Annotated in this window: 22 protein-coding genes and 1 tRNA gene; 13 read left to right on the top strand and 10 right to left on the bottom strand. The window is 71.6% G+C overall.

The features are described 5' to 3' along the window. The first annotated feature begins 466 nt into the window (after positions 1–466). The 4 genes from ACZ5KW_RS16390 to ACZ5KW_RS16375 all read left to right on the top strand — a co-directional run bounded on the left by ACZ5KW_RS16390 (position 467) and on the right by ACZ5KW_RS16375 (position 5,644). Entirely contained in the window at positions 467–2,038 is a 1,572-nt protein-coding gene (locus ACZ5KW_RS16390; RefSeq protein ID WP_343777091.1) for a DUF1102 domain-containing protein, read from the top strand. Between the two features lie 108 nt (positions 2,039–2,146). Next, on the top strand, positions 2,147–3,082 hold the full coding sequence (locus ACZ5KW_RS16385; RefSeq protein WP_343777093.1) for a hypothetical protein: 936 nt from the start codon (positions 2,147–2,149) through the stop codon (positions 3,080–3,082). Positions 3,083–3,233: 151 nt separating this feature from the next. Next, on the top strand, positions 3,234–4,397 hold the full coding sequence (locus tag ACZ5KW_RS16380; RefSeq protein WP_343777094.1) for a signal peptidase I: 1,164 nt from the start codon (positions 3,234–3,236) through the stop codon (positions 4,395–4,397). Positions 4,398–4,402: 5 nt separating this feature from the next. Then, entirely contained in the window at positions 4,403–5,644 is a 1,242-nt protein-coding gene (locus ACZ5KW_RS16375) for a DUF5305 domain-containing protein (RefSeq protein ID WP_343777095.1), read from the top strand. Positions 5,645–5,740: 96 nt separating this feature from the next. Here ACZ5KW_RS16375 and ACZ5KW_RS16370 read toward each other — a convergent pair whose 3' ends face one another. Beyond that, entirely contained in the window at positions 5,741–5,935 is a 195-nt protein-coding gene (locus ACZ5KW_RS16370; RefSeq protein ID WP_007344879.1) for a heavy-metal-associated domain-containing protein, read from the bottom strand. Positions 5,936–6,035: 100 nt separating this feature from the next. Here ACZ5KW_RS16370 and ACZ5KW_RS16365 point away from each other — a divergent pair, with 100 nt between their 5' ends. Beyond that, a complete protein-coding gene (locus ACZ5KW_RS16365) occupies positions 6,036–6,626 on the top strand; it encodes an AsnC family transcriptional regulator (protein ID WP_343777096.1) in 591 nt (196 codons plus the stop codon). 69 nt (positions 6,627–6,695) lie between these two features. Continuing rightward, a tRNA-Gln gene (locus ACZ5KW_RS16360) sits at positions 6,696–6,768 on the top strand. Between the two features lie 270 nt (positions 6,769–7,038). Here ACZ5KW_RS16360 and ACZ5KW_RS16355 read toward each other — a convergent pair. Next, positions 7,039–7,728 carry a hypothetical protein gene (locus ACZ5KW_RS16355; protein ID WP_343777097.1) on the bottom strand — a complete coding sequence of 230 codons (690 nt, stop codon included), beginning with the start codon at positions 7,726–7,728 and terminating at the stop codon, positions 7,039–7,041. 106 nt (positions 7,729–7,834) lie between these two features. Between ACZ5KW_RS16355 and ACZ5KW_RS16350 the strand changes: the two genes are divergently transcribed. Further along, on the top strand, positions 7,835–8,323 hold the full coding sequence (locus ACZ5KW_RS16350; protein ID WP_343777099.1) for a hypothetical protein: 489 nt from the start codon (positions 7,835–7,837) through the stop codon (positions 8,321–8,323). Positions 8,324–8,353: 30 nt separating this feature from the next. Here ACZ5KW_RS16350 and ACZ5KW_RS16345 read toward each other — a convergent pair whose 3' ends face one another. From ACZ5KW_RS16345 to ACZ5KW_RS16330, 4 genes are all read right to left on the bottom strand, one after another. After that, positions 8,354–9,406 (bottom strand): hypothetical protein, encoded by a 1,053-nt coding sequence (locus ACZ5KW_RS16345; protein ID WP_343777100.1) that lies wholly within the window; start codon positions 9,404–9,406, stop codon positions 8,354–8,356. Continuing rightward, positions 9,403–9,888 (bottom strand): FlaD/FlaE family flagellar protein, encoded by a 486-nt coding sequence (locus tag ACZ5KW_RS16340; protein WP_343777102.1) that lies wholly within the window; start codon positions 9,886–9,888, stop codon positions 9,403–9,405. The genes ACZ5KW_RS16345 and ACZ5KW_RS16340 overlap by 4 nt, the downstream gene beginning before the upstream one ends. Positions 9,889–10,015: 127 nt before the next feature. Further along, complete coding sequence (locus ACZ5KW_RS16335; RefSeq protein WP_343777103.1) at positions 10,016–10,834, bottom strand: phosphatase PAP2 family protein; 819 nt, start codon at positions 10,832–10,834, stop codon at positions 10,016–10,018. 10 nt (positions 10,835–10,844) lie between these two features. Continuing rightward, entirely contained in the window at positions 10,845–11,354 is a 510-nt protein-coding gene (locus ACZ5KW_RS16330) for a zinc ribbon domain-containing protein (protein WP_343777104.1), read from the bottom strand. Between the two features lie 149 nt (positions 11,355–11,503). Between ACZ5KW_RS16330 and ACZ5KW_RS16325 the strand changes: the two genes are divergently transcribed. The 3 genes from ACZ5KW_RS16325 (at position 11,504) to ACZ5KW_RS16315 (ending at position 15,573) form a co-directional block, all read left to right on the top strand. Continuing rightward, complete coding sequence (locus ACZ5KW_RS16325) at positions 11,504–12,367, top strand: pantoate kinase (RefSeq protein WP_343777106.1); 864 nt, start codon at positions 11,504–11,506, stop codon at positions 12,365–12,367. A 411-nt stretch (positions 12,368–12,778) separates the two neighbouring features. Next, positions 12,779–14,173 (top strand): signal recognition particle protein Srp54, encoded by a 1,395-nt coding sequence (locus ACZ5KW_RS16320; protein WP_343777108.1) that lies wholly within the window; start codon positions 12,779–12,781, stop codon positions 14,171–14,173. A 176-nt stretch (positions 14,174–14,349) separates the two neighbouring features. Beyond that, complete coding sequence (locus ACZ5KW_RS16315; RefSeq protein ID WP_343777109.1) at positions 14,350–15,573, top strand: MFS transporter; 1,224 nt, start codon at positions 14,350–14,352, stop codon at positions 15,571–15,573. Between the two features lie 32 nt (positions 15,574–15,605). On the opposite strand, the gene ACZ5KW_RS16310 is transcribed toward ACZ5KW_RS16315, so the two are convergent. Beyond that, the gene (locus tag ACZ5KW_RS16310; protein WP_343777110.1) at positions 15,606–16,625 is read right to left on the bottom strand and encodes a DUF7972 family membrane protein; all 1,020 of its coding nucleotides are present in this window, start codon (positions 16,623–16,625) and stop codon (positions 15,606–15,608) included. 57 nt (positions 16,626–16,682) lie between these two features. Next, positions 16,683–17,120 (bottom strand): DUF2237 family protein, encoded by a 438-nt coding sequence (locus tag ACZ5KW_RS16305; protein ID WP_343777111.1) that lies wholly within the window; start codon positions 17,118–17,120, stop codon positions 16,683–16,685. Positions 17,121–17,261: 141 nt separating this feature from the next. On the opposite strand from ACZ5KW_RS16305, the gene ACZ5KW_RS16300 reads away from it, so the two are divergent. Genes ACZ5KW_RS16300 through ACZ5KW_RS16290 form a run of 3 tightly spaced genes read left to right on the top strand, consistent with a single transcriptional unit; the run spans position 17,262 to position 20,336 of the window. Next, the gene (locus ACZ5KW_RS16300; protein ID WP_343777113.1) at positions 17,262–19,085 is read left to right on the top strand and encodes a helix-hairpin-helix domain-containing protein; all 1,824 of its coding nucleotides are present in this window, start codon (positions 17,262–17,264) and stop codon (positions 19,083–19,085) included. Beyond that, a complete protein-coding gene (locus ACZ5KW_RS16295) occupies positions 19,082–19,642 on the top strand; it encodes a Mut7-C RNAse domain-containing protein (protein WP_343777115.1) in 561 nt (186 codons plus the stop codon). The genes ACZ5KW_RS16300 and ACZ5KW_RS16295 overlap by 4 nt, the downstream gene beginning before the upstream one ends. 49 nt (positions 19,643–19,691) lie before the next feature. Further along, complete coding sequence (locus ACZ5KW_RS16290) at positions 19,692–20,336, top strand: DUF7095 family protein (protein ID WP_343777117.1); 645 nt, start codon at positions 19,692–19,694, stop codon at positions 20,334–20,336. 26 nt (positions 20,337–20,362) lie between these two features. Here the strand turns inward: ACZ5KW_RS16290 and ACZ5KW_RS16285 are convergent, their stop codons facing one another. Further along, positions 20,363–21,208, bottom strand: a complete 846-nt coding sequence (locus ACZ5KW_RS16285; protein ID WP_343777118.1) for a class I SAM-dependent methyltransferase — start codon at positions 21,206–21,208, stop codon at positions 20,363–20,365. Between the two features lie 64 nt (positions 21,209–21,272). Continuing rightward, complete coding sequence (locus tag ACZ5KW_RS16280; RefSeq protein ID WP_343777120.1) at positions 21,273–21,728, bottom strand: hypothetical protein; 456 nt, start codon at positions 21,726–21,728, stop codon at positions 21,273–21,275. Positions 21,729–21,788: the final 60 nt, after the last annotated feature.

Here is a 21,788-nt window from a genome sequence, read left to right as displayed (position 1 = left end):
ATTCGTCCGACTCAGCGAACACCACCGACTCCTCCGTAGTGACTGGCTCTTCTTCCGAAACCAGTAACGGAACTCAATCGGAATCGAACTCGACACAGCAGGCTGGAGCAGGCGGGAACGAGTCCGTGAATTCATCCGGTTCAGCGAATACCACCGACTCCTCCGTAGAGACCGACTCTCCTTCAGAACCCGAAAACGGAACGCAATCGGAGTCGAACTCGACACAGCAGAGCGAGACGAACAACACCGAAAACCAAAGTCTAACCCAGTCGAACCAGACGAACCGGAGCTCCAACCTGGATACCGGTAGAACCCAACCGCGAGAACCCACAAGGAACGAAGACGTAGAGTTTGGTTCTAGATTTTCAAATACGGTGGCTGATAGCCGTACGGCGGACCAACAAGCACTCCCTTCAACTGCGTCTGGTACCGCATAACCACCACTGATCGGAGCATAGTCTCATTTATGTCTACCACCCGCCGCACCCTGACCCTCACGCTGCTCCTCGTAGCCGCAGGGTCGCTCGCGTTCGCCACGGGCGCGGCGGTGATCGACGGCCCGGCCGACACCGTCGCCGACGGCGACCTCGCGATCGAGCGGGCCGACGGCCCGAGCGGGCGGTACGCATACTTCGATAGCGACGACGAGATCGCGATCGACGTCTCCGCGTCGAACCCGAACGTCCGGGATCCCTCTTTCGAGGGCGTGAACATCGGGACGACCGGGAGGATCGACGACGTGTTCGAGATTACGTACACCGCCGACCAGTACGCTCGCGTCTGGATCGACCACCCCGACGAGAACGTCACCTTCGTCGCGGACGGGACCTCGATCGAGGGCCGGTCGAGCAACGTCACCCTCGCCCCGAACGAGACGGTCGCGGTCGGCCTCCGGATCGACGCGCGCGGCGCGGCGGCGGGCACGGCGCTCGGCGGCGACGACTTCGACATCCGCGCCGAGATCGCCGAGCCGGAGGACGCGGGAACGACGGCGCTGAACAGCGACGACGCCGACGACGCCGAGGACGGCGGCGCGACCACCACGGTCCGAGCCCTCGCGGCCGACACCCGAGAGTTCGACGCCGGCGGCCTCTCGCCCGGCCAAGCGGTCACCTTCGACGCGGGTCGGATGGAACTCGCGGGCGGCAACGTCACCCTCGACCGCGTGCGAATCGCGGACACGCCCGGCGGCGACGTGGGCTTCCGGACCGTCGGTCGGCCCGGGCCGTTCGCCTCGGCCGGACCGCTGGCCGACTCCCGCGGCGCGGCGCCGAACGGCTACTTCGAATTCAACCACACGTTCACCGCCGAGGAGGTGTCGGGCGTCCGCTTTTCGGTCAGCGTCGACCGCGAGTACCTGAACGACACCGGCGGCGACCCCGAGGACCTCGCCCTGTTCCGCCGGTCCGAGTCGGAACCCGACGGCTGGGAGCGACTGGAGACCGAGCGCGTCGACCCGTCCGTCCGCCAGTTCCTGGACCTCCCCGAGGACCGCGTCCACGTCGAGGCGACGACCGACGACTTCTCGGTGTTCGCCGTGGCGACCGAGCGCCCGGTGGTGCGCGCGACGGGGGCCTCGCTCGACCGGACGGCGGTCGCTCCGGGCGAGTCGGTCGTCGTCCGCGCGACGGTCGCGAACGAGGGCGGCGCGGACGGCTCCCGCGAGGTGACGGTCACCGCCGACGGCGACCCGGTCGCGACGCGGCTGGTCGACCTCGACCCGGACGAGTCGACCGCCCTCGCGTTCGAGCCGGCCTTCGACGACCCCGGCACGTACGAGGTCGCGGTCGGCGACGCCGCGGCGGGGACGCTCGTCGTCGGCGACCCCGGCGGCGACGAGAGCGACGGGGACGGCGCGGCGTCCGCGGGAGGCGGATCCGACGCGGGCGACGCCGGTTCGAACGACGCGAGCGACGCCGCCGACTCCCCGACCGAGGAGCCGAGCGGGATCGACCCGTCGAACCTCGGCGGCCTCGCCGCGTTCCTCGTCATCGTTCTCGTGAGCGTCGCCCTCGTCCGGCGGATGCCGCGGTCGTGACGGCCGTCTCCTCCCGACGCGGTCGGTCCGCGCTCCGCTCGCGCGACGGGCATCACGACCGGAGCGAGAGCCGACAGCGATTAACCGAGCGCCGTTGAATCGACCCTCGTGAGCGACCGCTCGTCGGAGACGGACCGGTCGATCCCCGGCGCCGGCGAGAGCGGGGGGTCCGTCGCGGACCGGGACGCAGACGGCAGCCCGGGATACGCCGCGTTCGTCGAGGAGCTGTCGGCCCGCGTCCGCGCCGTCGACCTGCTCGGGCTCGCGGTTCCGCCGGCGGTCCTCGTCGCGGTCTTCGCGCTGCCGGAGGCGACCCGCCGCTCGCTCGCGTTCGCGTACACCGAGCCGACGCTGCTGTCGGCCTTCTCGTCCCACTACGTCCACCTCGGGACGAACCACCTCCTCGGTAACCTCGCCGGGTACGGGCTCCTCGCCGGGGTAGGCTACGCGCTCGCGGTCCTGAGCGGGCGGCGGCGCCTCTTCTTCACCGCGTTCGTCACCTACCTCGGCGCGTTCCCCTTCGCGCTCTCCGCGCTGAACCTCGCGGTCCCGCGGAACGCGATCGGGTTCGGCTTCTCCGGGATCAACATGGCGCTTGCCGGACTGCTCCCGATCCTGTGGTACTGTTACGCGCAAGACCGGTTCGCGCCCGGGGCCTCGGTCGCCGCGCTGCCCGCGGTCTTCTTCGCGCTCGTCGGGTGGATCGCGCTTCTCGCGCTGCCGGTCTCGACCGAGGGGGTCGGGTTGGCGGGGCTGTCGATCGGGATCGCGGGCGCTTTCCTCGCGCTGCTGTACGCGGCCAGCAGCGAAGTGCGCCTCCCGCGGTCGCTCCGTAAAAAAGCGAAATCGGTCGCCTCGCGTCCCGGCTACGGTGATCTGCTCGCCGTCGGCGCGGTGGTGGCAGTGGGCTACCCCGTCGTCGGCTTCCCGGCGGACCCCGCCGGCGGCGGGAGCGTCGTGAACCTGTACGTCCACCTCCTGGGCTTCTGTCTCGGATTCATCGGCCCCTTCGCGCTGTTGGCGGGCGGCGCCTTCGACGAGTGATTCCGCCGGCGACCCCCCGGATTCGCCTCCACCCACGAACTTATTAGGGCCCGCCGCCGTTCAGCGATCGACGGCTACCTGACGCTCGGGCGACAGGAATCGCTTCGCCGCGGTGGCCGCTTCGAGACCGCCTTCGACCGAGACCGACACCATGTCCATCAAACGAACGCTGTCCGTGGCCATCCAGGCGGCCGCGGTGCTGGTCGTCGTCTCGCTCGTCGTCGGCCAGTTCCTCGGACAGCCGATCCTCCTCAGCTACGTCGAAACCGGAAGCATGCAGCCGACGCTCTCTCCCGGCGACGGGTTCGTGGCGATCCCCGCGCAGATCGCCGGCGGGATCGGTCCGGGCGACGTCGTGACGTTCGAGGCCCAAGAGATTCAGGGCGGCGGGCTGACGACCCACCGCGTCGTCGAGGAGACCGAACGCGGGTACGTCACCCGCGGGGACAACAACCCCTTCACCGATCAGGACGGGGGCGAGCCGGTCGTTCAGGACGCCGAGGTCGTCGCGAAGGCGCTCCAAGTCGGCGGTAGCGTCGTCGTGATCCCGCACTTGGGCACCGCCGCGATGGGGTTCCAGTCCGCGCTGCAGTCCGTCCAGACCTGGCTCGCGGTGACGTTCGGCGTCCGGTCGCTCCAGGGGACGCAGGGGCTCGCGTACATCATCTTCGGGCTGTCGGTGGTCGCGTACGCAGTCGACTGGTACCGCAACGCCGGCGGCAGAGACCGGGAGGCGCGCGACCGGTCCCGCGACGACGGAACCTCCGTGATGGCGATCCTCGGCGTGCTTGCCCTCGTGTTGATGGCGACGGCGACGGCGGCGATGGTCGTCCCGGGCGGCACACAGGAGTACGGCGTCGTGAGCGCCGAGTTCGAGTCGGAGAACCCGACCGTCATCGAGAGCGGCACGAGCCAGGAGATCGAGTACGTCGTCCCCAACGCCGGGCTCGTCCCCGTGTACGCGTACGTCGAACCCGCGAGCCCGGGCGTCGACGTCGAACCGCAGCGCCTCTCCGTCGGCAGCCGCGGCGAGGCGTCGACGACGGTGACGCTGTCCGCGCCCGACGAGACGGGGTACTACCGGCTGTTCGTCGTCGAACACCGCTACCTCGCCGTGTTGCCGCCCGGCGTCGTCGACGAGCTGTACGGGGTCCATCCCTGGGCGCCGCTGGTCGCGATAAACGGTCTGCTCGGGGGCGGCATCGTCGCCGCCGGAGTGGTGATGTTACGCGGCGAGCCCGCCCGGCTCCGGTCGCGAGGTTCCCGCGAGCGCCCGCCGCTGTACAAACGCATCCTCCGCGAACTCTACAGGTGACACCCATGTCTTCAGCTCCTTCCGAAAGCCGCCTTCGGCTCCGCGCCGTCCTGAACGCACAATCCACCGCGATCCTGATCGCCTGCCTGCTCCTCGTCGCGGTCGGGGCCGGCCTCGTGTACACCACGCACGTCGACCCCGGCACGGAGACGGAGAGCCGGACGGTCTCGTCGCTGACCGTCGAGAGCGAGTACCGGCACAGCGCGACGGTGACGGAGCCGAACGCGGTCTTCGACACCGGCGCCGTCCTCGACGGGCGCGACACGTACTTCACGCGGATCGCCCCGGAGCTCGACGTCGACGTGGCGACGAGCTACACCGCGTCGAGCGCGGAGGACGTGACCGTCGAGATCGCCTCGACGCTCGTGATCCGCAACGTCGGCGAGGGCGGCACCGTCTACTGGCGCGAGACGGAGCCGCTCGCGTCGCAGTCGGTCTCGGGCGTCGACCCGGGCGAGACGGTGAACGCCTCGTTCGCGCTCAACAGCACGGCGATCGACGGGCGAGTGGCGTCGATCGAAGAGCAGCTCGGCGCCTCGCCCGGGCAGACGGAGACGTTCGTCACGACGTCGGTCGCGGTCGACGGGTCCGTCGGCGGCGTTCCCACGGCGTCGACGCAGACGCTGGACATGACGGTCACGCACGGCGGCGACACCTACTCCGTCAGCGAGCCCGGCGTCCGGTCCGACACCGCCAGCCGCACCGAGCAGGTGAGCGTCCGGCGAAGCTACGGGACGCTCCGGTCGTTCGGCGGCCCGCTGCTCCTGCTCGTCGGCCTGCTCGGTGCCGCGGGGACGGGGTACGCGACGCGGGAGCTCGACCTCGCGCTCACGCCGACGGAGCGCGAGTACCTCTCGTACCGCGACGACCGCTCGGAGTTCGACGAGTGGATCACGGCGTTCCGGCTCCCGCCGTCGGTCCACGACCGCCCGACCGCCGAGGCGGAGTCGCTCCGCGACCTCGTCGACTTCGCGATCGACAACGACACCGGCGTCGTGGAGGACCCGACGACCGGCGCCTTCCACGCGGTCGCCGGAGAGTTCGTCTACACGTATCGCCCGCCGGCTCCGACGGCGGACTCGACCGCGACCGACTCGACTCCCTCGGCGGACGGCGATTCGCCGGACGACGAGACCGGTGCCGCGGACGTCGACGTGGCCGAGGAAGCGGACGGCCGAGAGATCGGTTCTCAATCGACGGAAGGCAGCGCGGCAGAGCCGGACGAACGGGGCGACGACCGCGCCTGATCTCGCCGCCCTGCGTCGGCGAGCGCGTTCGGGTGAAAAGGGTCCAACGGTTCGAACGCGCGGGACGCGTGCGCCGTCGTCTGCGTGTTTCGATTCCTACGCGGACGCCTCGTAGCCGGCGTCCTCGATGGCGGCCACGACGGCGTCCACGTCGACGTCGCCCTCGACGGTCGCGGTGCCCGCCTCGTGGTCCGCGCTCGCCGACTCGACGCCCGGGAGCTCCCCGAGCGCGTCGGTCACGTTGTCCTCACAGCCCGTACACGACATGCCGTCGACGTCTATCGTCGTCATACTCGCCGGTTGGCGCCGCGGGCACAACTGCCTTTCCGTCGCCCCCGTCGCCGACCGGTTCCCCGGTCTCCTTTTGCCCGCGCCGGCCGAACGGGCGGCCATGCGCACCCTCGACGAGACGGACCGCGAGATCATCCGGCTCCTCATGGCGGACGCGAGGCGGCCGTACAGCGACATCGCCGAGCGGGTCGACCTGTCGGCGCCCGCCGTGTCGGACCGGGTCGACCGCCTCCGCGAGGTGGGCGTGATCGAGGGGTTCACGCTCCGTATCGACGGGGACGCGCTCTCGAACGGGCGGACCGTCCTCGCGACGCTCTCGGTCGCCCCCGGGGACGCGGACCGCGTCCACGAGGCGGTCGCGAGCCACGAGCGCGTCGAACACGCGTTCCTCACCGCCGACGGCGAGGTGACGGTCTCCGCGCGGGTCGAGACGGGGACGGCCCGCGGCCTCGTCGACGACGCGGTCGGACTGGACGCGGTCCGCGAGCTGTCGGTGCGACCGATCGACGCCCACGAGTGGTCGCCCGCCGTCGGCGACGCGGACCTCGCGGTCGAGTGCGTCGAGTGCGGTAACACCGTCACCGCCGAGGGCGAGTCCGCCCGCGTCGACGGGACGCTGTACCACTTCTGTTGCGGCTCCTGTCGGGAGAACTTCGAGGCGCGGTTCGACCGGATCGAGGAGGGTGCCTAGCTGCGACGCGGCGCCCCGCGCGTCGGAGAGAGTAACGTACTTGAGTCCCCGCCGGTTAGCCGAACTCGCAGTCCCGTGGTGTAGTGGCCAATCATAATGGCCTTTGGAGCCATTGACGGCGGTTCGAATCCGCCCGGGACTATTTCGCGCCGAACAATCTCGTGAGGCGTAAATATCCTCAGTGGTTCGAACCCAGAGGACGAGTGCAGCGAGTCCTCGCGGTTCGAATCCGCCCGGGACTATTTTGCGCCGAACAATCTCTTGAGGCGTAAATATCCTCAGTGGTTCGAACCCAGAGGACGAGTACAGCGAGTCCTCGCGGTTCGAATCCGCCCGGGACTATTCTGTGAAACCAGCCTTCCGAGCCGCAGGAACCGGAGTTCAGACGTAGCCGACGAGAAACGTCACGACATCACTCCAACGTGACGGCGAACCCCCACTGCGCCGACGACTGCGGCTCCGCGTCGTCGGAGACGACGGAGGCGGTCGTCTCGAAGCGGTACTCGCCGACCGGGAGACAGGCGTCGGTCTGGTCGTGCGTCGCGTACAGGTCGATCGGTCGGCTCCGCGACTCGCCGGGGCCGAGTTCGAAGGTCCGGTACTCCTCGGTCACGGCGACGGTGTCGGTGAGCCGCCAGCAGTCGGGCTCGGCCGGCGCCTCGACCTCGGGTGGAAGGAAGGTGAGCGCCCCCGAGCCGTCGCTGACGTACTCGAAGTGGACGGCCCGCCCCTCGCCGACCCTGACTTGCCCATCGCTCGTGTTCGTGACCGTCGTCCGGAGCCGGGGAGGGTAGTCGGTCGTCGCGGCCTCCCTGACTACCTCCACGTCGAGGTCGACCGGGAGCCCGACGTCGCCGTCGGTCGAGACGAGGCTGACGCCCGGGCCGCCGGTGCCCTCGGGACGGGTGCCGCCGGCGTCGTCTCCGGTGCCGTCTCCGCCGTCGTCCGATCCCGGCAGTTCGTCGTCGCCGTCGGCGTCGTCGTCGCCGTCGTCGGCGTCGTCGTCGCCCTCTCCGGGATCGTCGGACGCACAGCCGGCGAGACAGGCCGCTCCGCTGACCCCGCCCACACCGCGGAGATAGCGCCGTCGCGTCGGACTCATGCCTCGTCCAGGACGCCGCGGCGGATATCCTTGTTGATTGGTAGCATGATCTGTGGCCGACGATCCGGGTGTGTCATTTTTTATCACGTCCCTCGTTACGGGGTGTATGGACCCGACCCGATACCGAGATGCGGTCGCCGCCAACGGACGTAAGCACGGCTTCGACACGGTCGAAGAGGGGGCAAACGGCTTCGAGCAACTGTGGGTAGCGCGGGACGAAGACGACACGATCGGCTCGGTCGCGGTGTTCGCGACCCTCGTCGCGGAGCCGGACGTCGACGCGGAGGCGCTCGTCGCGACCGCCGAGTCGTTCCGCGACGTGCTCGCCGACCGGGTGGACGCCAGCCCGCAGCGGGCCGACGGCGGCAAGAGCCCGACGCCGATCGGGTACGTGACGTTCGCGGTCTCGGACCCGGACGCGTCGCTGCTCGACGCGATGTCCGGGTTCACCGTCGCGCGACGACGCACGAACGTGTTCCCGCTCGTATACGACTGCGAGGCCGAGCGGCTCCACCGCCACGACGTGCCGCGGCTGAAGGGACGAGGCATCTACCGTCGGCAGGCCGAGGACGCCGAGCGGCTCTTCGGCGTGTAGGCGGGCGGTAAAAACGGGTGGTCGACGCGCTCAGACGAGTCGCTGGGCGATCCGCGCCGCGCCGTCCGCGGCCGCGGTCGCGGGGTCGTCCGGGGAGACGACCTCGACGTCGCGGTCGAGCTCCTCGCTCAGGCGCTTCTCGAACTCCTCGGTGAGGCCGGGAATACACGCCATCCCGCCGGTGGCGGCGAGGGGGCGGCCGAGCGCCAGCTGGTACGGCTTCATGTGATCGTTCGCGAGCTCGGGGAGGAACTCGTTGGCGACCACGTCGACGGCCTCGTCGATGTAGCGGTCGATCGGCTCCTGAACGCCGCGGTCGACGGTGAACTCGTGGCTCCCGCCGCCGGGCTGTTGAACCACGTCCGTGAACGGCTCGAAGTCGTACACGTCGCCGTGCTGCTCTTTGTACTCCCGCGCGGTCGTCCGGTCGATGTGGACCCGCCCTTGGGTCTCCTCCTCGACGGCGGCGACGATGCGGCGGTCGACCTCGTTGCCCGTCACCGAGCCGGTCGAGAACGGCGAGAGCTGCTCGCCGCGCCGGTAGGCGCACGCCTCCATCGTCGTCGAGCCGAGGTTCACGGAGATGAACACCTCGTCTATCGCGTCGAGCCCGTCGCCGTAGGCGGGGATCGCCCCGCACAGGGACTCGGGGTAGCTCCGCGTCTCGACCTGACCGATCGACGAGCCCTCGATCACCGATTTGAGGTTCTCGACGCCCGCCTCGTTGTCGATGGTCGGTACCGCGTAGACGACCGCGCTGTCCTCGGGCACGTCGTGGGCGTCCACGACCGCCTCGAAGAAGCGCTCGGCGTCCGCGACGCTGTCGTCGTCCTCGGGGAGTCCCGACCGGAGCATGAAGCGCACCCGGTCCGGGTACTCCACCGCGGCCTCCTCGCCGAACAGCACCTTCTCTTCGCCGGTGATGGCGTCCTCGTAGGTCGCCAGGCAGGTCAACACCGAGTGGCGCTCGCGGCCGCCCCGTCCGTCGGGGATGTCGAGCACCGTTCGAGTGCTACCGAGTTTCACGCCGACCGCTGCCGATTCGTCCGTTTCGTTGATGTCCGTGGATTCGTCGTCGCTCATTGGTCACTCGCACACGAAGCGATCCGGACGATGGAGACGAGACTGATCCGGTGGTCCGCGGGGATGAACGGCCGGTCACGCGCCGGCGTGTCGAACCCCTCGAGGCGGCGCGTCAGCGCCGCGACCGCGTCGTCGCCGACCCAGTCGAGTTCGCCGTAGTAAGACAGCACGTCTCGGGCCCGCACGTGGCCGCCGACGTCGACGAGGTAGCCGAGCCACTCGCCGATCTCGCGTTCCGCGGCGGGCGACGCCGGGATCGCCGTCAGATACGGTCGATCGACCGCGTCGCCGCCGTTCAGCCGCACCCCACGCTGACGCTGGAGCAGCTCCGTGAACGCGGCCGAGCGCGCCGCTTGCTCGGCTCGGTTCCGGTTAGGCTGCCGGAGCGCCCGCTCCCGAGGCGCTCCCGCTCCGTCGGTTCGCGGCGCGTCCGCGATCCGGCGCAGTTCTCGTACGTCGTATCGTCGTGGATTCAGACTCATGTTCCGTCCGTCGTTCGCGTCCGTACCCTCACCGTCACGGCGGGATCATATGATAGTTGGCCCTCAGTTATCACCGATGAGAAACTACGCCCCGCTTCCATCGGCCCACCCGACGAATTCCATCGGCTCACCCGACGATCCGGTTCGCGGCCGCGACGCTGCCCGCCGCGAGGACCGCGCCGGCGACCACGTCGGCGGCCCAGTGGATGCCGAGGAACAGGGTCGCGACGACGATACTCGCCGCTAGCACCGCGGCCACGGGCGTCCACCGCGGGAACTCGTCGCGCGTCGAGACGGCCGCGAGCAGGACCGTCACCGACAGCGCGGTGTGAAGCGACGGGAAGACGTTGGTCGCGGCGTTCACCTGCGAGGTGAGCGTCGTCACGCCGCCGAACCAGTCGAGGAGCAGCGGCTCGACCGTCGCCGCGTCCGGGTCCGCGCCCGGGACCCGCGGGTAGTTTCGCGGCCCGTAGGCGACGATCCCCCCGTAACAGACGATCGCGACCGCGTAGTTGACGGCGTACGCCGCGACCAGCCGCTTCAGCGGACGGAGGTCGTCGGCGAACGCGTACACCGCGACCGGCGCGGCCACCAACACGACGTAGCCGACGACGTACGCCGGCCCGAAGTAGTACACCGCGACCCGCGGGATCGCGTCCTGTACCGCGGCCACGAAGTCGCCCTCGATCGCGTATATCGCCGTCGTCGCGCGGTAGCCGTACTCGAACGAGAACGCCTCCAGCCGCCGTAACAGCCCCTTGTTGATCAGGAGGATGAGCGCGAGCGAGCCGACGTACGGCGCGATCCCGACCGCGCGATCGCGGAGCAGTCCGCGGTCCGCGACGACGGTCCCGATCCGGTCGCGACCGACGCAAAAGAGGAGGACGAGCGCGAACGCGACCAGCGCCGGCCCGGCGACCGCGCCGGCGGTCACGACGAATCCCACGGTCAGCGGGTCACTCCGGTTCGGCCCACGGGAGCGGCTCGGTACACCAGTGACAGAAGTCGAGGTCGGCGTCGGCCTCCTTGCCGCAGTTGGGACACGTCACGTCCGGCGGCTCGCCGTCCTCGCCCGCGACCGCCGCGGTCGGCGATCGCCCGGTGCCGGCCGTCGCGTCGTCGGCGTCCGTGCTCGCGACCCGTCGGCGCATCGCCTCGGCGGCGGCGGCGCGCTCGCGTTCGGCGACGTCCGCCCGCCCGACGAGATACGCGTCGAGCGCGGACAGCGCGGCCAACACCGTGATCGGCAGGGCCACGTCAGTCGGGATCGCGGCCGACACCGCCATGGGGTCCGCGAGCGGGTCGACCGGTTCGACGTCGTACAGCGCGAGCAGCGCGACCGCGCCGCCGACGATGGTCAGGTGCCACAGCAGCGCCCGCCCCCACCGGCGCAGGGAGAGGTGGCCGAGCCCCGGGAACGCCAGCGCGAGCACGGCGGCGAGGACGGGACGCAACTGGTTTCGCATACGGCCGCGTTTCGCTCGGGCGGTACTTAGGCCTGCGGTGTCGCGACGGAGTCCCGTCGTCCGGCCCGCTCGTTGTGCCCGCCCCCGTCGGCGGGGCTGACTCGTCTCGGATAACAACCGTTAATCGCGGCCCCCCCGTCCGCGGCCACATGAGCAGCCAGCGGGCGACCGCGTTCGTCCCGGGTCACGTCACCGCCTTCTTCAGCGCCCACCCCGCCGACGATCCCTCGGTCGCCGGCTCCCGCGGCGCGGGCGTGACGCTGACCGACGGCGTGACCGTCACCGTCTCGGCGGGCGACGCGAGCGACGCCGCGAGCGACGAGACGGGCTCCCGGACGATCGACGGCCGGACCGGGTCGGTCGGCGCGGCCGAGGACGTCCTGGCCGAACTCGACGCGGTCGCCGCCGACGTCGCGGTCGAGACCGACCTCCCGATCGGCGCCGGCTTCGGCGTCTCCGGCGCCGCGGCGCTCGGGGCCGCGCTCGCGGCGAACGCCGCCCTCGACCGCGGCCGGTCGGAGAACGAACTCGTCGGGATCGCACACGCCGCGGAGGTCGGGCGCGGCACCGGCCTCGGCGACGTGGTCGCGCAGGCGCGCGGCGGGGCCCCGATCCGCCTCGAGCCGGGCGCACCGGGGGTCGGCGAGCTGGACGCCGTGCCCGCGGCGGCGCGCGTCGAGTACGTCACGTTCGGTGAGCTGTCCACGGAGGCGGTCCTCGGCGGCGACACGGCCGCGCTCTCCGCGGCCGGCGAGGACGCGCTCGACCGGCTCCGCGCCGACCCGCGGCTCCCGACCGTGATGGCCGCCGCGCGGCGGTTCGCCCGGGAGGCCGACCTGCTCGTGTCCGAGGTCGCCGACGCGCTCGACGCGGTCGACGAGGCGGGCGGCGAGGCCGCGATGGCGATGCTCGGTCGCACCGTCTTCGCGCTCGGCTCCGGGCTCTCGGACGCCGGTTACGAGCCCGAAGTCTGTCGGATCGACGCCGCGGGCGCGCGGCTCGTCGAGCAGTAAGCGACCGGCAACTCTCCTGCCGGTGGCGCGTGCCTCCGAGCGGCCTCCGGCCGCGAGGAGCACGCGCGAGGGAGTCAGTCGCCGGAGCGAAGCGGAGGCGACTGACGAGGCTGGGGAGGCGTGAGGCTGCGGTTGCGGTGCTGTGCGGGATGGGACTCAAAGGGGCAGTCGCGAGGGCGAAGCACGCCGACGAAAGCACCGCAGCGAGTGAGCGGAGCGAACGAGCGAGGCGCGCAACGAGGCGCGCGAGTCCTCGCGACCGGGGCTTTGGAGGTGTTCTCCCCGGCAACAGCCACGTCTCGCCAAGCGGCTGGAGCTATAGCGGCATCTGCCGAGGGTCCGTGATCAGCGACGTATCCCGCGCCCGCCGACGAACAAAGCTTTACCGCGTCGCCCGCCTAGCTCCGGCAAATGGTACTCGACGACCTCGGTACGTCCCTGCGGAGCAGCCTCGACAAGCTCCAGGGGAAGACCACACTCTCCGAGAGCGACGTCGAGGAGATCGTCAAGGAGATCCAGCGATCGCTCCTCTCGGCCGACGTCGACGTCTCCCTCGTCATGGAGCTGTCGGACTCGATCAAGTCCCGCGCGCTCGAAGAGGAGCCGCCGGGCGGCACGACCGCCCGCGACCACGTCCTCCGGATCGTCTACGAGGAGATGGTCGAGCTCGTCGGCGACTCCACCGAACTCCCCTTAGAGAACCAGACCATCCTCCTCGCCGGGCTTCAGGGGTCGGGGAAGACCACCTCGGCCGCGAAGATGGCGTGGTGGTTCTCGAAGAAGGGCCTCCGGCCCGCGGTCGTCCAGACCGACACCTTCCGGCCCGGCGCGTACGACCAGGCGAAACAGATGTGCGAGCGCGCCGAGGTCGACTTCTACGGCGACCCCGACAACGACGACCCGGTCGACATCGCGCGCACCGGCCTCGAAGAGACCGCGGACGCCGACGTTCACATCGTCGACACGGCCGGTCGCCACGCCCTCGAAGACGACCTCATCGACGAGATCGAAGAGATCGAGGGCGTCGTCGACCCCGACCGCTCGCTGCTCGTCTTAGACGCCGCGATCGGGCAGGGCGCGAAAGAGCAGGCCCGCCAGTTCGAGGAGTCGATCGGCATCGAGGGCGTGATGATCACCAAGCTCGACGGGACCGCGAAGGGCGGGGGCGCGCTCACGGCGGTCAACGAGACCGACTCCTCTATCGCCTTCCTCGGCACCGGCGAGACCGTTCAGGACATCGAGCGGTTCGAGCCCTCCGGGTTCATCTCGCGGCTGCTCGGGATGGGCGACCTCAAACAGCTCTCCGAGCGCGTCGAGCGCGCGATGCAGGAGACCCAAGACGAGGACGACGACTGGGACCCCGAGGACATGCTGAAAGGGGAGTTCACCCTGAAGGACATGAAACGGCAGATGGACGCGATGAACAAGATGGGCCCGCTCGACCAGGTGATGGACATGATCCCCGGGCTCGGCGGCGGGATGATGGACGAGCTGCCCGACGACGCGATGGACGTCACCCAAGACCGGATGCGCCGCTTCGAGCGCATCATGGACTCGATGACGGAGGAGGAACTGGAGAACCCCCGCGTCGTCGGCCAGTCCCGCGTCGAGCGCATCGCCCGCGGCTCCGGCACCGACGAGGAGACGGTCCAGCAGCTGCTCGAACAGCACTCGATGATGGAACAGACCATCGGTCAGTTCCAGGGGATGGGCGACGGCGACATGCAGCGCATGATGAAGAAGATGGGCGGCGAGGGCGGCGGCGGCCTCGGCGACATGATGGGCGGCGGCAAGGGGCCGTTCTAACGTCTCGCCGGCCGGCCTGACGACCCCCGCCGACTCTCCGCGCCGACTCTCCGCGCCGACCGCCGCGACCCGGAACCAGGGTCGAGGCGGGGCCGTACGGCAGCGGTGACGGACAGCGCGGTACGGGTGGACGACGGTTCAGACCTTTTATGTTGGCCACCGGGCAAGCACGCCCGATGGGCTCCCGACGGATCCGCGAGTACGACGCCTTAGTCCTCGTCTCGCTCGTCTGGTTCCTCGGGAAGTTCGTCCGCTACCTCTTCCCGCCGCTGTTCGAGTCGATCCAGTTCGCCTACGACGTGAGCAACGCGACCGTCGGAACCGCGTTCACCGGCTTCATGATCGTGTACGCGCTCTTACAGTTCCCGAGCGGCGCGGTCGCGGACCGGGTCGGCCCGGTCCGAGTGATCGTCGCCGGCGCGCTCGTCGCCGGGACGGGGTCGCTCGCGCTCGTCTTCGACGCTCCCTTCGCCGCCCTCGTCGCCGCGATGGTCGTCATCGGGGCGGGCACGGGGGTCCACAAGACCGTCTCGGTGCGGCTGATCGCCCGCGTCTACCCCGCGCGGACCGGACGGATGCTCGGCGCGCACGACACGCTCGGCGCGCTCGGCGGGGTCGCAGCGCCGGCGGTCGTCGCCGCGGTCCTCTCGGCGCCGCCCGCGCTGGCGGCGGTCCTCCCCCGGCTCCCCGGCGCCGACTGGCGCGCGCCGTTCCTGCTCACGGGCGTTCTCGCCGTCTCGCTCGCGGTCGTGACAGGGCTCCGACTTCGCGGCGATACGCGCCTGGGCGGCGCGAGCGACGCCGACGGCGGCGACTCGCCCGGCGCGCGCGAGTACCTCCGGCTGTTCGCGGACCGCCGGTTCTCGGCGTTCGTCCTGGTAACCGTCGCCTTCTCGTTCGCGTACAACGGGACGGTCGCGTTCCTGCCGCTGTACCTCTCGGAGGCGGCCGCGCTCCCCGCGACGACCGCGAGCCTGCTGTACTCCGCGCTGTTCGCGGTCACGTTCGTCCAGCTCGTCTCCGGCGACCTCTCCGACCGCCTCGGCCGCTTCCCGGTCATGGTCGCCGCCCTCGGGCTCGCGACGGCGGCGCTCGCCGGCCTCGTCGCGCTCGCGGGGGCCGGCGCGGTCCCGCTCGGCGCCCTCGTCGTGGCGCTGGGGCTCGGGTCTCACGGCTTCCGCCCGGTCCGCGGCGCCTACCTCGTCGAGGCCCTCCCCGACCGGCTCGCCGGCGGCGGGCTCGGCGTCGTCCGGACGCTCCTCATGGGCGGCGGCGCGCTCGCGCCCGCTGCGGTCGGAATCGTCGCCGACGCGGCCGGGTTCCGGCCGGCGTTCGCGCTGCTCGCGGGGTCGATGGGGCTCGCGGCGGTCGTCGCCGCCGGGCTCTGGGTCACGGAGTGACCGGGGCGGTCGCGCCGCCGAGCGGCCGTCGATCAGGTCTCTTCGTCCGTCTCTCGCAGGATGAAGGGGCCGATCGAGAGGGTCCGCTTCGTCACCGTCGCGATACGGAGGATGTAGGCCAAAAGCAGCGCGAACGGGACGAGCGAGGCCGCGGCGGCGGCCGCGACCCAGACGACGACGGCCTCGACCCCGAAGGCCGTCGTCGCGGGCGCGGCGGCGTCGAAGAAGGCGACCATCCCCGCCGCCACCAGTAGCGCCGGGACCGCGGCCGCGAGCATCCGCCGCGAGAGATCGATCAGCTCCCACTGGAAGTACAGCGTCTTGAAGTGCTCGCGGGCGGGCCCGAACAGCCGCAGCGCCTCGATCAGGTCGTCGAGCGCCGCCGTCGCGGGCTCGTTCAACTCGTCGCCGTGGCGCTCGCGGAGCCGCCGGGCGGCGAACAGCTTCCACGAGTAGTTGAAATCGAGGACGGCTCCGATCACCTCGAACGCGCCGAACCTGGCCCCGTCGAGCTCCGCCGTCGTCCGGGAGGCGTTCTCGACGACGGCGGTCGTCAGATCCTCGACCGCCCCGTCCAGTTCCCCGTCGGCCGGCCCGGAGACGGCCTGGCGGAGGGCGGTCGCTCGCTCGCTCGTCGTCTCGACGAGCGCGCCGAGGAACGTCGCCGGATCCGTCGGACTGACGGGCTCGCCGAGGATCGCGGCCGCGTCCCGCCGGAACTCCATCGCGCCGTCCATGCGCTCGCGCTGGTCCCCGACGGCGCCGAGCTCCTGTGAGAGCACCAGCTGGTTCAGGGTGAGGACGAGCGTGACGCCGGTGATCGTGGCCGTGAGGAGCCCCTGGAACAGCGTGTCCACGGAGTCGCCGCCGCTGACGGCCTCGGCGGCGCCCGGAAGGAGCGCGCCGGCCGCGAGCAGTCCGAGGAAGACGACCGACAGGATCACGGCCGTGACGAGTCGCCTGTCGGCGTCGAGCAGGAGCCACAGGACCGCTCGGTTGCGGTCGGCGCGCTCGCGAAGTCCGTCGTCCGGCGCCCCGCTTTGCCCGGTCATGCCTCCGACTCCCGGCCCGGGATCAAAAAGCCTCTGGAGCCCCCGACCGGGCTCGCGTCAGTCGAGCGGTTCCGGCTCGAACGCCTCGGCGTCGAACTCGTGGTCTCGGAGCCGGTCGGCGTCGACCGCCCGCAGCACGGACTCGTCCGTAGCCTCGAGGACGACCGGCGGCGCGACGCCCGCCTCGGCCGCCTCGATCCACCGGCCGACGCAGAGACACCAGCGGTCGCCGGGCGTCAGGCCGGGGAAGTCGAACTCGGGACGCGGCGTGATCAGGTCGTTGCCGCGGTCGCGGCTGTACCGGAGGAACTCGGCCGTGACGACCGCACAGAGCGTGTGCTCGCCCACGTCGCCGTCGACGTCGCGGCAGTGGCCGTCGCGGAGGTAGCCGGTGGTCGGATCTCGGCCGCAGGGTTCGAGGTCGCCGCCGAGGACGTTGCGGTCGTCGCGGTCGTCGCGGTCGCCGGGACCGCGGTTCGGGTCGTCGGGAGACACGTCGATCCGTCGGGCCGCAGGCGACTTGTGGCTGACGGCGGTCGCGACCTCCTCTCCCGAGACGCGGGCGAAGTCGGACCGCCGTCGCCCGCCGGGACGCCGCCGGACGATATAAGCGGCGGGCGACCGAACTCCGGACAGATGAGCCGGAACGACGAGGTCGCGACCCGGTTGGAGGAGTTCGCCGACCTGCTGGAGGCGACCGATGTCGAGTACAAGCCGACCGCCTACCGCCGAGCGGCCGAGAACGTCCGCGACCACCCCGCGCCGATCGAGGGGCTCGCGGCCGACGGCGAGGAGGCGGTCGCCGAGATCGACCGCGTCGGCGACGCCATCGCCGCGAAGATCGTCGAGTACGTCGAGACGGGGACGATCGAGGAGCTGGAGGAGCTCCGCGAGGAGCTGCCGGTCGACATGGCCGGCCTGACCGCGGTCGAGGGCGTCGGTCCGAAGACGGTCGGGACGCTGTACGACGCGCTCGGGATCGCCGACCTCGACGAACTGGAGGCCGGCGCGGAGGCGGGCGAGATACGGGAGGTGTCCGGGTTCGGCGCCAAGACGGAACAGAACATCCTCGACAACATTCCGTTCGCCCGCGAGTCCCGCGAGCGGACCCGCCTCGGCGACGCCCGCCCGGTCGCGGACGACGCGCTCGCGTACCTCGGCGACCGCGACGACGTCCAGTCGGTCGAGGTGTGCGGGTCGATCCGCCGCTGGAAGGCCACCATCGGCGACGTCGACGTCCTCGTCGCCAGCGACGAGCGCGAGCCGATCGTCGAGGCGTTCACCGAATGGCCGGCCGCGGACGCGACGATCGAGGCCGGCACCGGGAAGGCGAGCGTCCGCGCGAACGGCACCCGCGTCGACCTCCGGATCGTCGACCCCGACGAGTTCGGCGCCGCGCTCCAGTACTTCACCGGCTCGCGCGCCCACAACGTGACCGTCCGAAACCGGGCGATCGACCGCGGGCTGAAGCTGAACGAGTACGGGCTCTTCGACGTGAGCGACGTCGAGGAGGCGGCCGACGACGCCGACGGTGCCGACGCCGAGGGCGGAGGTGACGCCGAGGACGAGACCGCGGACGCCGAGGACGCCACCGCGACGCGGGCGGGCGACCGCGTCGCCGGGGAGACGGAGGACGGGGTCTACCGCGCGCTCGATCTGGACCCGATCCCGCCCGAACTGCGCGAGGACCGCGGCGAGGTCCACGCCGCCGCCGAGGGGCGCCTCCCGGTCCTCGTCGAACCGGGCGACCTGCGCGGCGACCTCCACACCCACACCGACTGGTCGGACGGCGGCTTCTCGATCGCGGAGATGGCGACGGCGGCCGCCGACCGCGGCTACGACTACCACGTCGTCACCGACCACGCGACCGGGCCGGGGATGGTCGGCGGGGTCGGCCTCGACGAGGACGACATCGAGGAGCAGGCGGCGGCGATCGCGGCGGCGGCCGAGGACGTCGACATCCCGATCTTCCACGGGATCGAGGCCAACATCGACGCCGACGGGGCGCTCTCGACCGATCCCGAGACGCTCGCGGCCCTCGATCTGGTCGTGGCGTCGCCCCACGCCGCGCTCGGACAGGACGCCGACGCGGCCACGGAGCGGCTGGTCCGGGCGGTCGAACACCCGCACGTCGACATTCTCGGCCACCCGACCGGTCGCCTGATCAACGAGCGACCCGGCCTCGACCCGGACGTCGAGGCGGTCGTCGAGGCCGCCGCGGCGAACGGCGTCGCGATCGAGGTGAACGCGAACCCCGCCCGGCTCGACGCGGACGGCGAGTTCGTCCGGGCCGCCGTCGAGGCGGGCGCGACGATCGCCGTGAACACCGACGCGCACGCCCCCCGCGAACTCGATAACGCCCGGTACGGCGTCCACACAGCGCGGCGCGGCTGGGCCGAGGCAGCAGACGTGCTCAACGCGCGCTCGCTCAACGGCCTCCGGTCGTTCCTGCTCGAATGACGGAGGGGGACGGCGGCGATTCGCTCGACGGCTCGGGGCCCTCCGTCGGGGAGCGGCCGCCGGTCCTGATCGACGTCATGTGCGGCAAGCTCGCCACCTACCTCCGGCTGTGCGGGTACGACGCCGCGTACGCGCTCGACCGCGGGGTCGAGGCCGACGACCGGCTCCTCTCGCTCGCGGCCGCCGAGGGACGAGTGCTCGTCACCCGCGACCGCGACCTCGCGGCTCGGGCTCCCGCCGCCGACCCCGCGGTCGACTCGGTCCTCCTCGCCGAACGCGACGTGCTCGATCAGCTCCGCGAGCTCGACGCGGCCGGCTTCCCCGCCGAACTCGCCGACGAGCCGACCCGGTGCGGGGCGTGTAACGGGCCCGTCGAGCGCGTCGCGTCGACCGCGAACGAGAGCGACGACGACCCCGTCGCTCCCGCCGACCGCCCCGACTACGTCCCCGACGAGGTGGGAGCGGCCCGGCCTGGGTGGCGCTGTACGGACTGCGGGCAGTGGTTCTGGAAGGGCGGCCACTGGGACGACGTGGCGGCCCGGCTGGACCGCGTCTGAACCGGGCCGAGCGTAACCGGTTTGCCCGCCCGCCGCCTACGCCTCGCCAATGGAACGCGAACGGGCAGTCGACCGATTAGAGTCGCTCGTCGACCGCGTCGCGGGCGAGCCGATGCCGGTGCCCGTCCGCGAGGTGTGGGCGTTCGGCGACGTGGCGCTCGGGCTGGACCCGGTCGAGCGCCTCGACGTCTACCTCACCAAAGACGTGATCATGGGCGGCGACGCCGACGCGGCCGCCGAGTTCGCGGCCGAGTACGGCGTCCAAGGCGTCGGCACCACGGTCGACGCCGAGTGGGCGGCGGCGAACCCGGACCAGGTCCGGACGAGCGACAACGGGTACGCCGCCCCCGAGAAGTGTCTCGCGGCCGAGCTCGTCGCCGACGACGAGCCGATCCACCTCGAAGTGTGTAACGCGAGCTTCGAGGACAACGTCCGCCAGCGGCTGAAGGGCGCGCTCGCCCGCGACGCCTACGAGGAGGTGCTCGACCCCCGCGGCGTCTGCCTGTGGGTCGACGGCACGCGCGACGACGAGGCGTTCGAGCGCCTCCGCGAGGCCTCCCTCGCGATGCCGACGCTGCCCGCCGCGCTCGGAATGCTCGGCGCCGACGAGGACGCGGCGAACGAGGCCGCGGACGTGCTCAAACGGCAGCGGGCCGAGCAGGAGGGCGCGTCCGTCCGCGGCGACATGGTGTAAGCCGGCGACGGCAGCCCCCACGCCGTTCAGCGACGCTCGCTCGCGTCCCTGACTCGCCCCACCGTCACGTCGAACGGGACGTACTCGACGCGCTCGTACTCGCCGGCGTCGATGGCGTCGACCACCTCCCGGCCCATCTCGCGCCAGCGCCCGCGGAGGTCGTCGTAGGCCGCCTCGGAGGTCGCGGCCACCAGCTCCGCCCGGTGGTCGGCCAGTCCCGCGCCGGACGCCTTCCGGGCCGCGGATCGGAGCGCCGGCTCGTCGTACGGGGGTTCGGTCCGCTTCTCGTGGACGTAGCGCCGAGTGCGGAGGTCCGTGACCCCCGCCGCCTCGAACGCCTCGCGGACGCGGTCGCCGAGCGCCACGTCCGTGCCGACGCCGTCGACGTACGCCTCGCGGGCCTCGCGCTCTAACCGCTCCTCGGCGACGACCGTCGAGGCCACCCGCACGTCGGCGTTGTCCGGTTCGACCGCGGCGACGAGGTCCGAGGAGACCCGGCCGAGCTCTCGGACCGCCGCGGTCGGGTCGGGGAGGTTGATGAGGAGGGCCTGACAGACGGCCAGATCGACCGCCCCGTCCGCGACGGGGAGCCGCGTCGCGTCCCCCGCGAGGTAGCCGATCCGGTCGTCGCTCTCCTCGCGGGCGACCGCCAGCAGGTCGCGGTCCGCGTCGACGCCGACGACCGACGCGTCGGAGCCGCTTTCCCCTCCGCTCGCCTCCGCGGCCAGCACGCGGGTCAGCTCGCCCGTCCCGCAGCCGACGTCGAGGACGCGCTCGCGGCTCGGCAGCCGGAGGTCGGCGAGGGCGTCGCGACCGTCATCCCACATCCCGCGGCGGGTGTGCTCGAGGTACTCGGCGGAGAAGCGTCGCACGGGCCCGCTTCGCGGGGGGCGAAAATAAACGTCCGGAGATCGGTCGCCGACGGTCACGACCGGCTCAGTCGTCGTCGCCGCTCCCGAAGCCGAGCAGGTCGGCGGCGAGGACGGCGGTCACGCCGGCGCAGTAGCCGAGGAACGCGCTCGTCAGTCCCACCGCGGCGAAGCTCAGCGTCACGTCGCCGATGGCCGGGTCGCCGCCGTTGACGCCGGGGACGCCGACCGCCGTCCCGACGAGAACGAGCCCGCCGAGGACCACCGCCGGCACGACGCCGACGGCCAGACACGCCGGTCCCCCGCAGCGGGCGTAGGCCCCGGCGGCCGCCAGCGGCGCCGGCGCGTAGAACACGAGCAGCGGCAGCAGTCGGTCGGTGAGCGCGGTCGCCGCCGTCACGTCGGCCGACTCGGCGGCGAACGCGACGAGGTGGCCGAGCGCCACGACGGCGGCGAACCCGATCACCAGCCAGACCCCGAGCCCGCGTCGGCGTCCGACCAGCAGCGCCTTCGTGGTGGGCATGACCGTGGATCGCTCAGCGCGATACTTAAATCCGCGTCGGACGCACGACAGCCGTTCCGC

The sequence above is a fragment of the Halorubrum ejinorense genome, assembly GCF_055389685.1.
The sequence above is the reverse complement of the archived record's forward strand: the minus strand, read 5'-3'. Positions and strand labels throughout refer to the sequence as shown.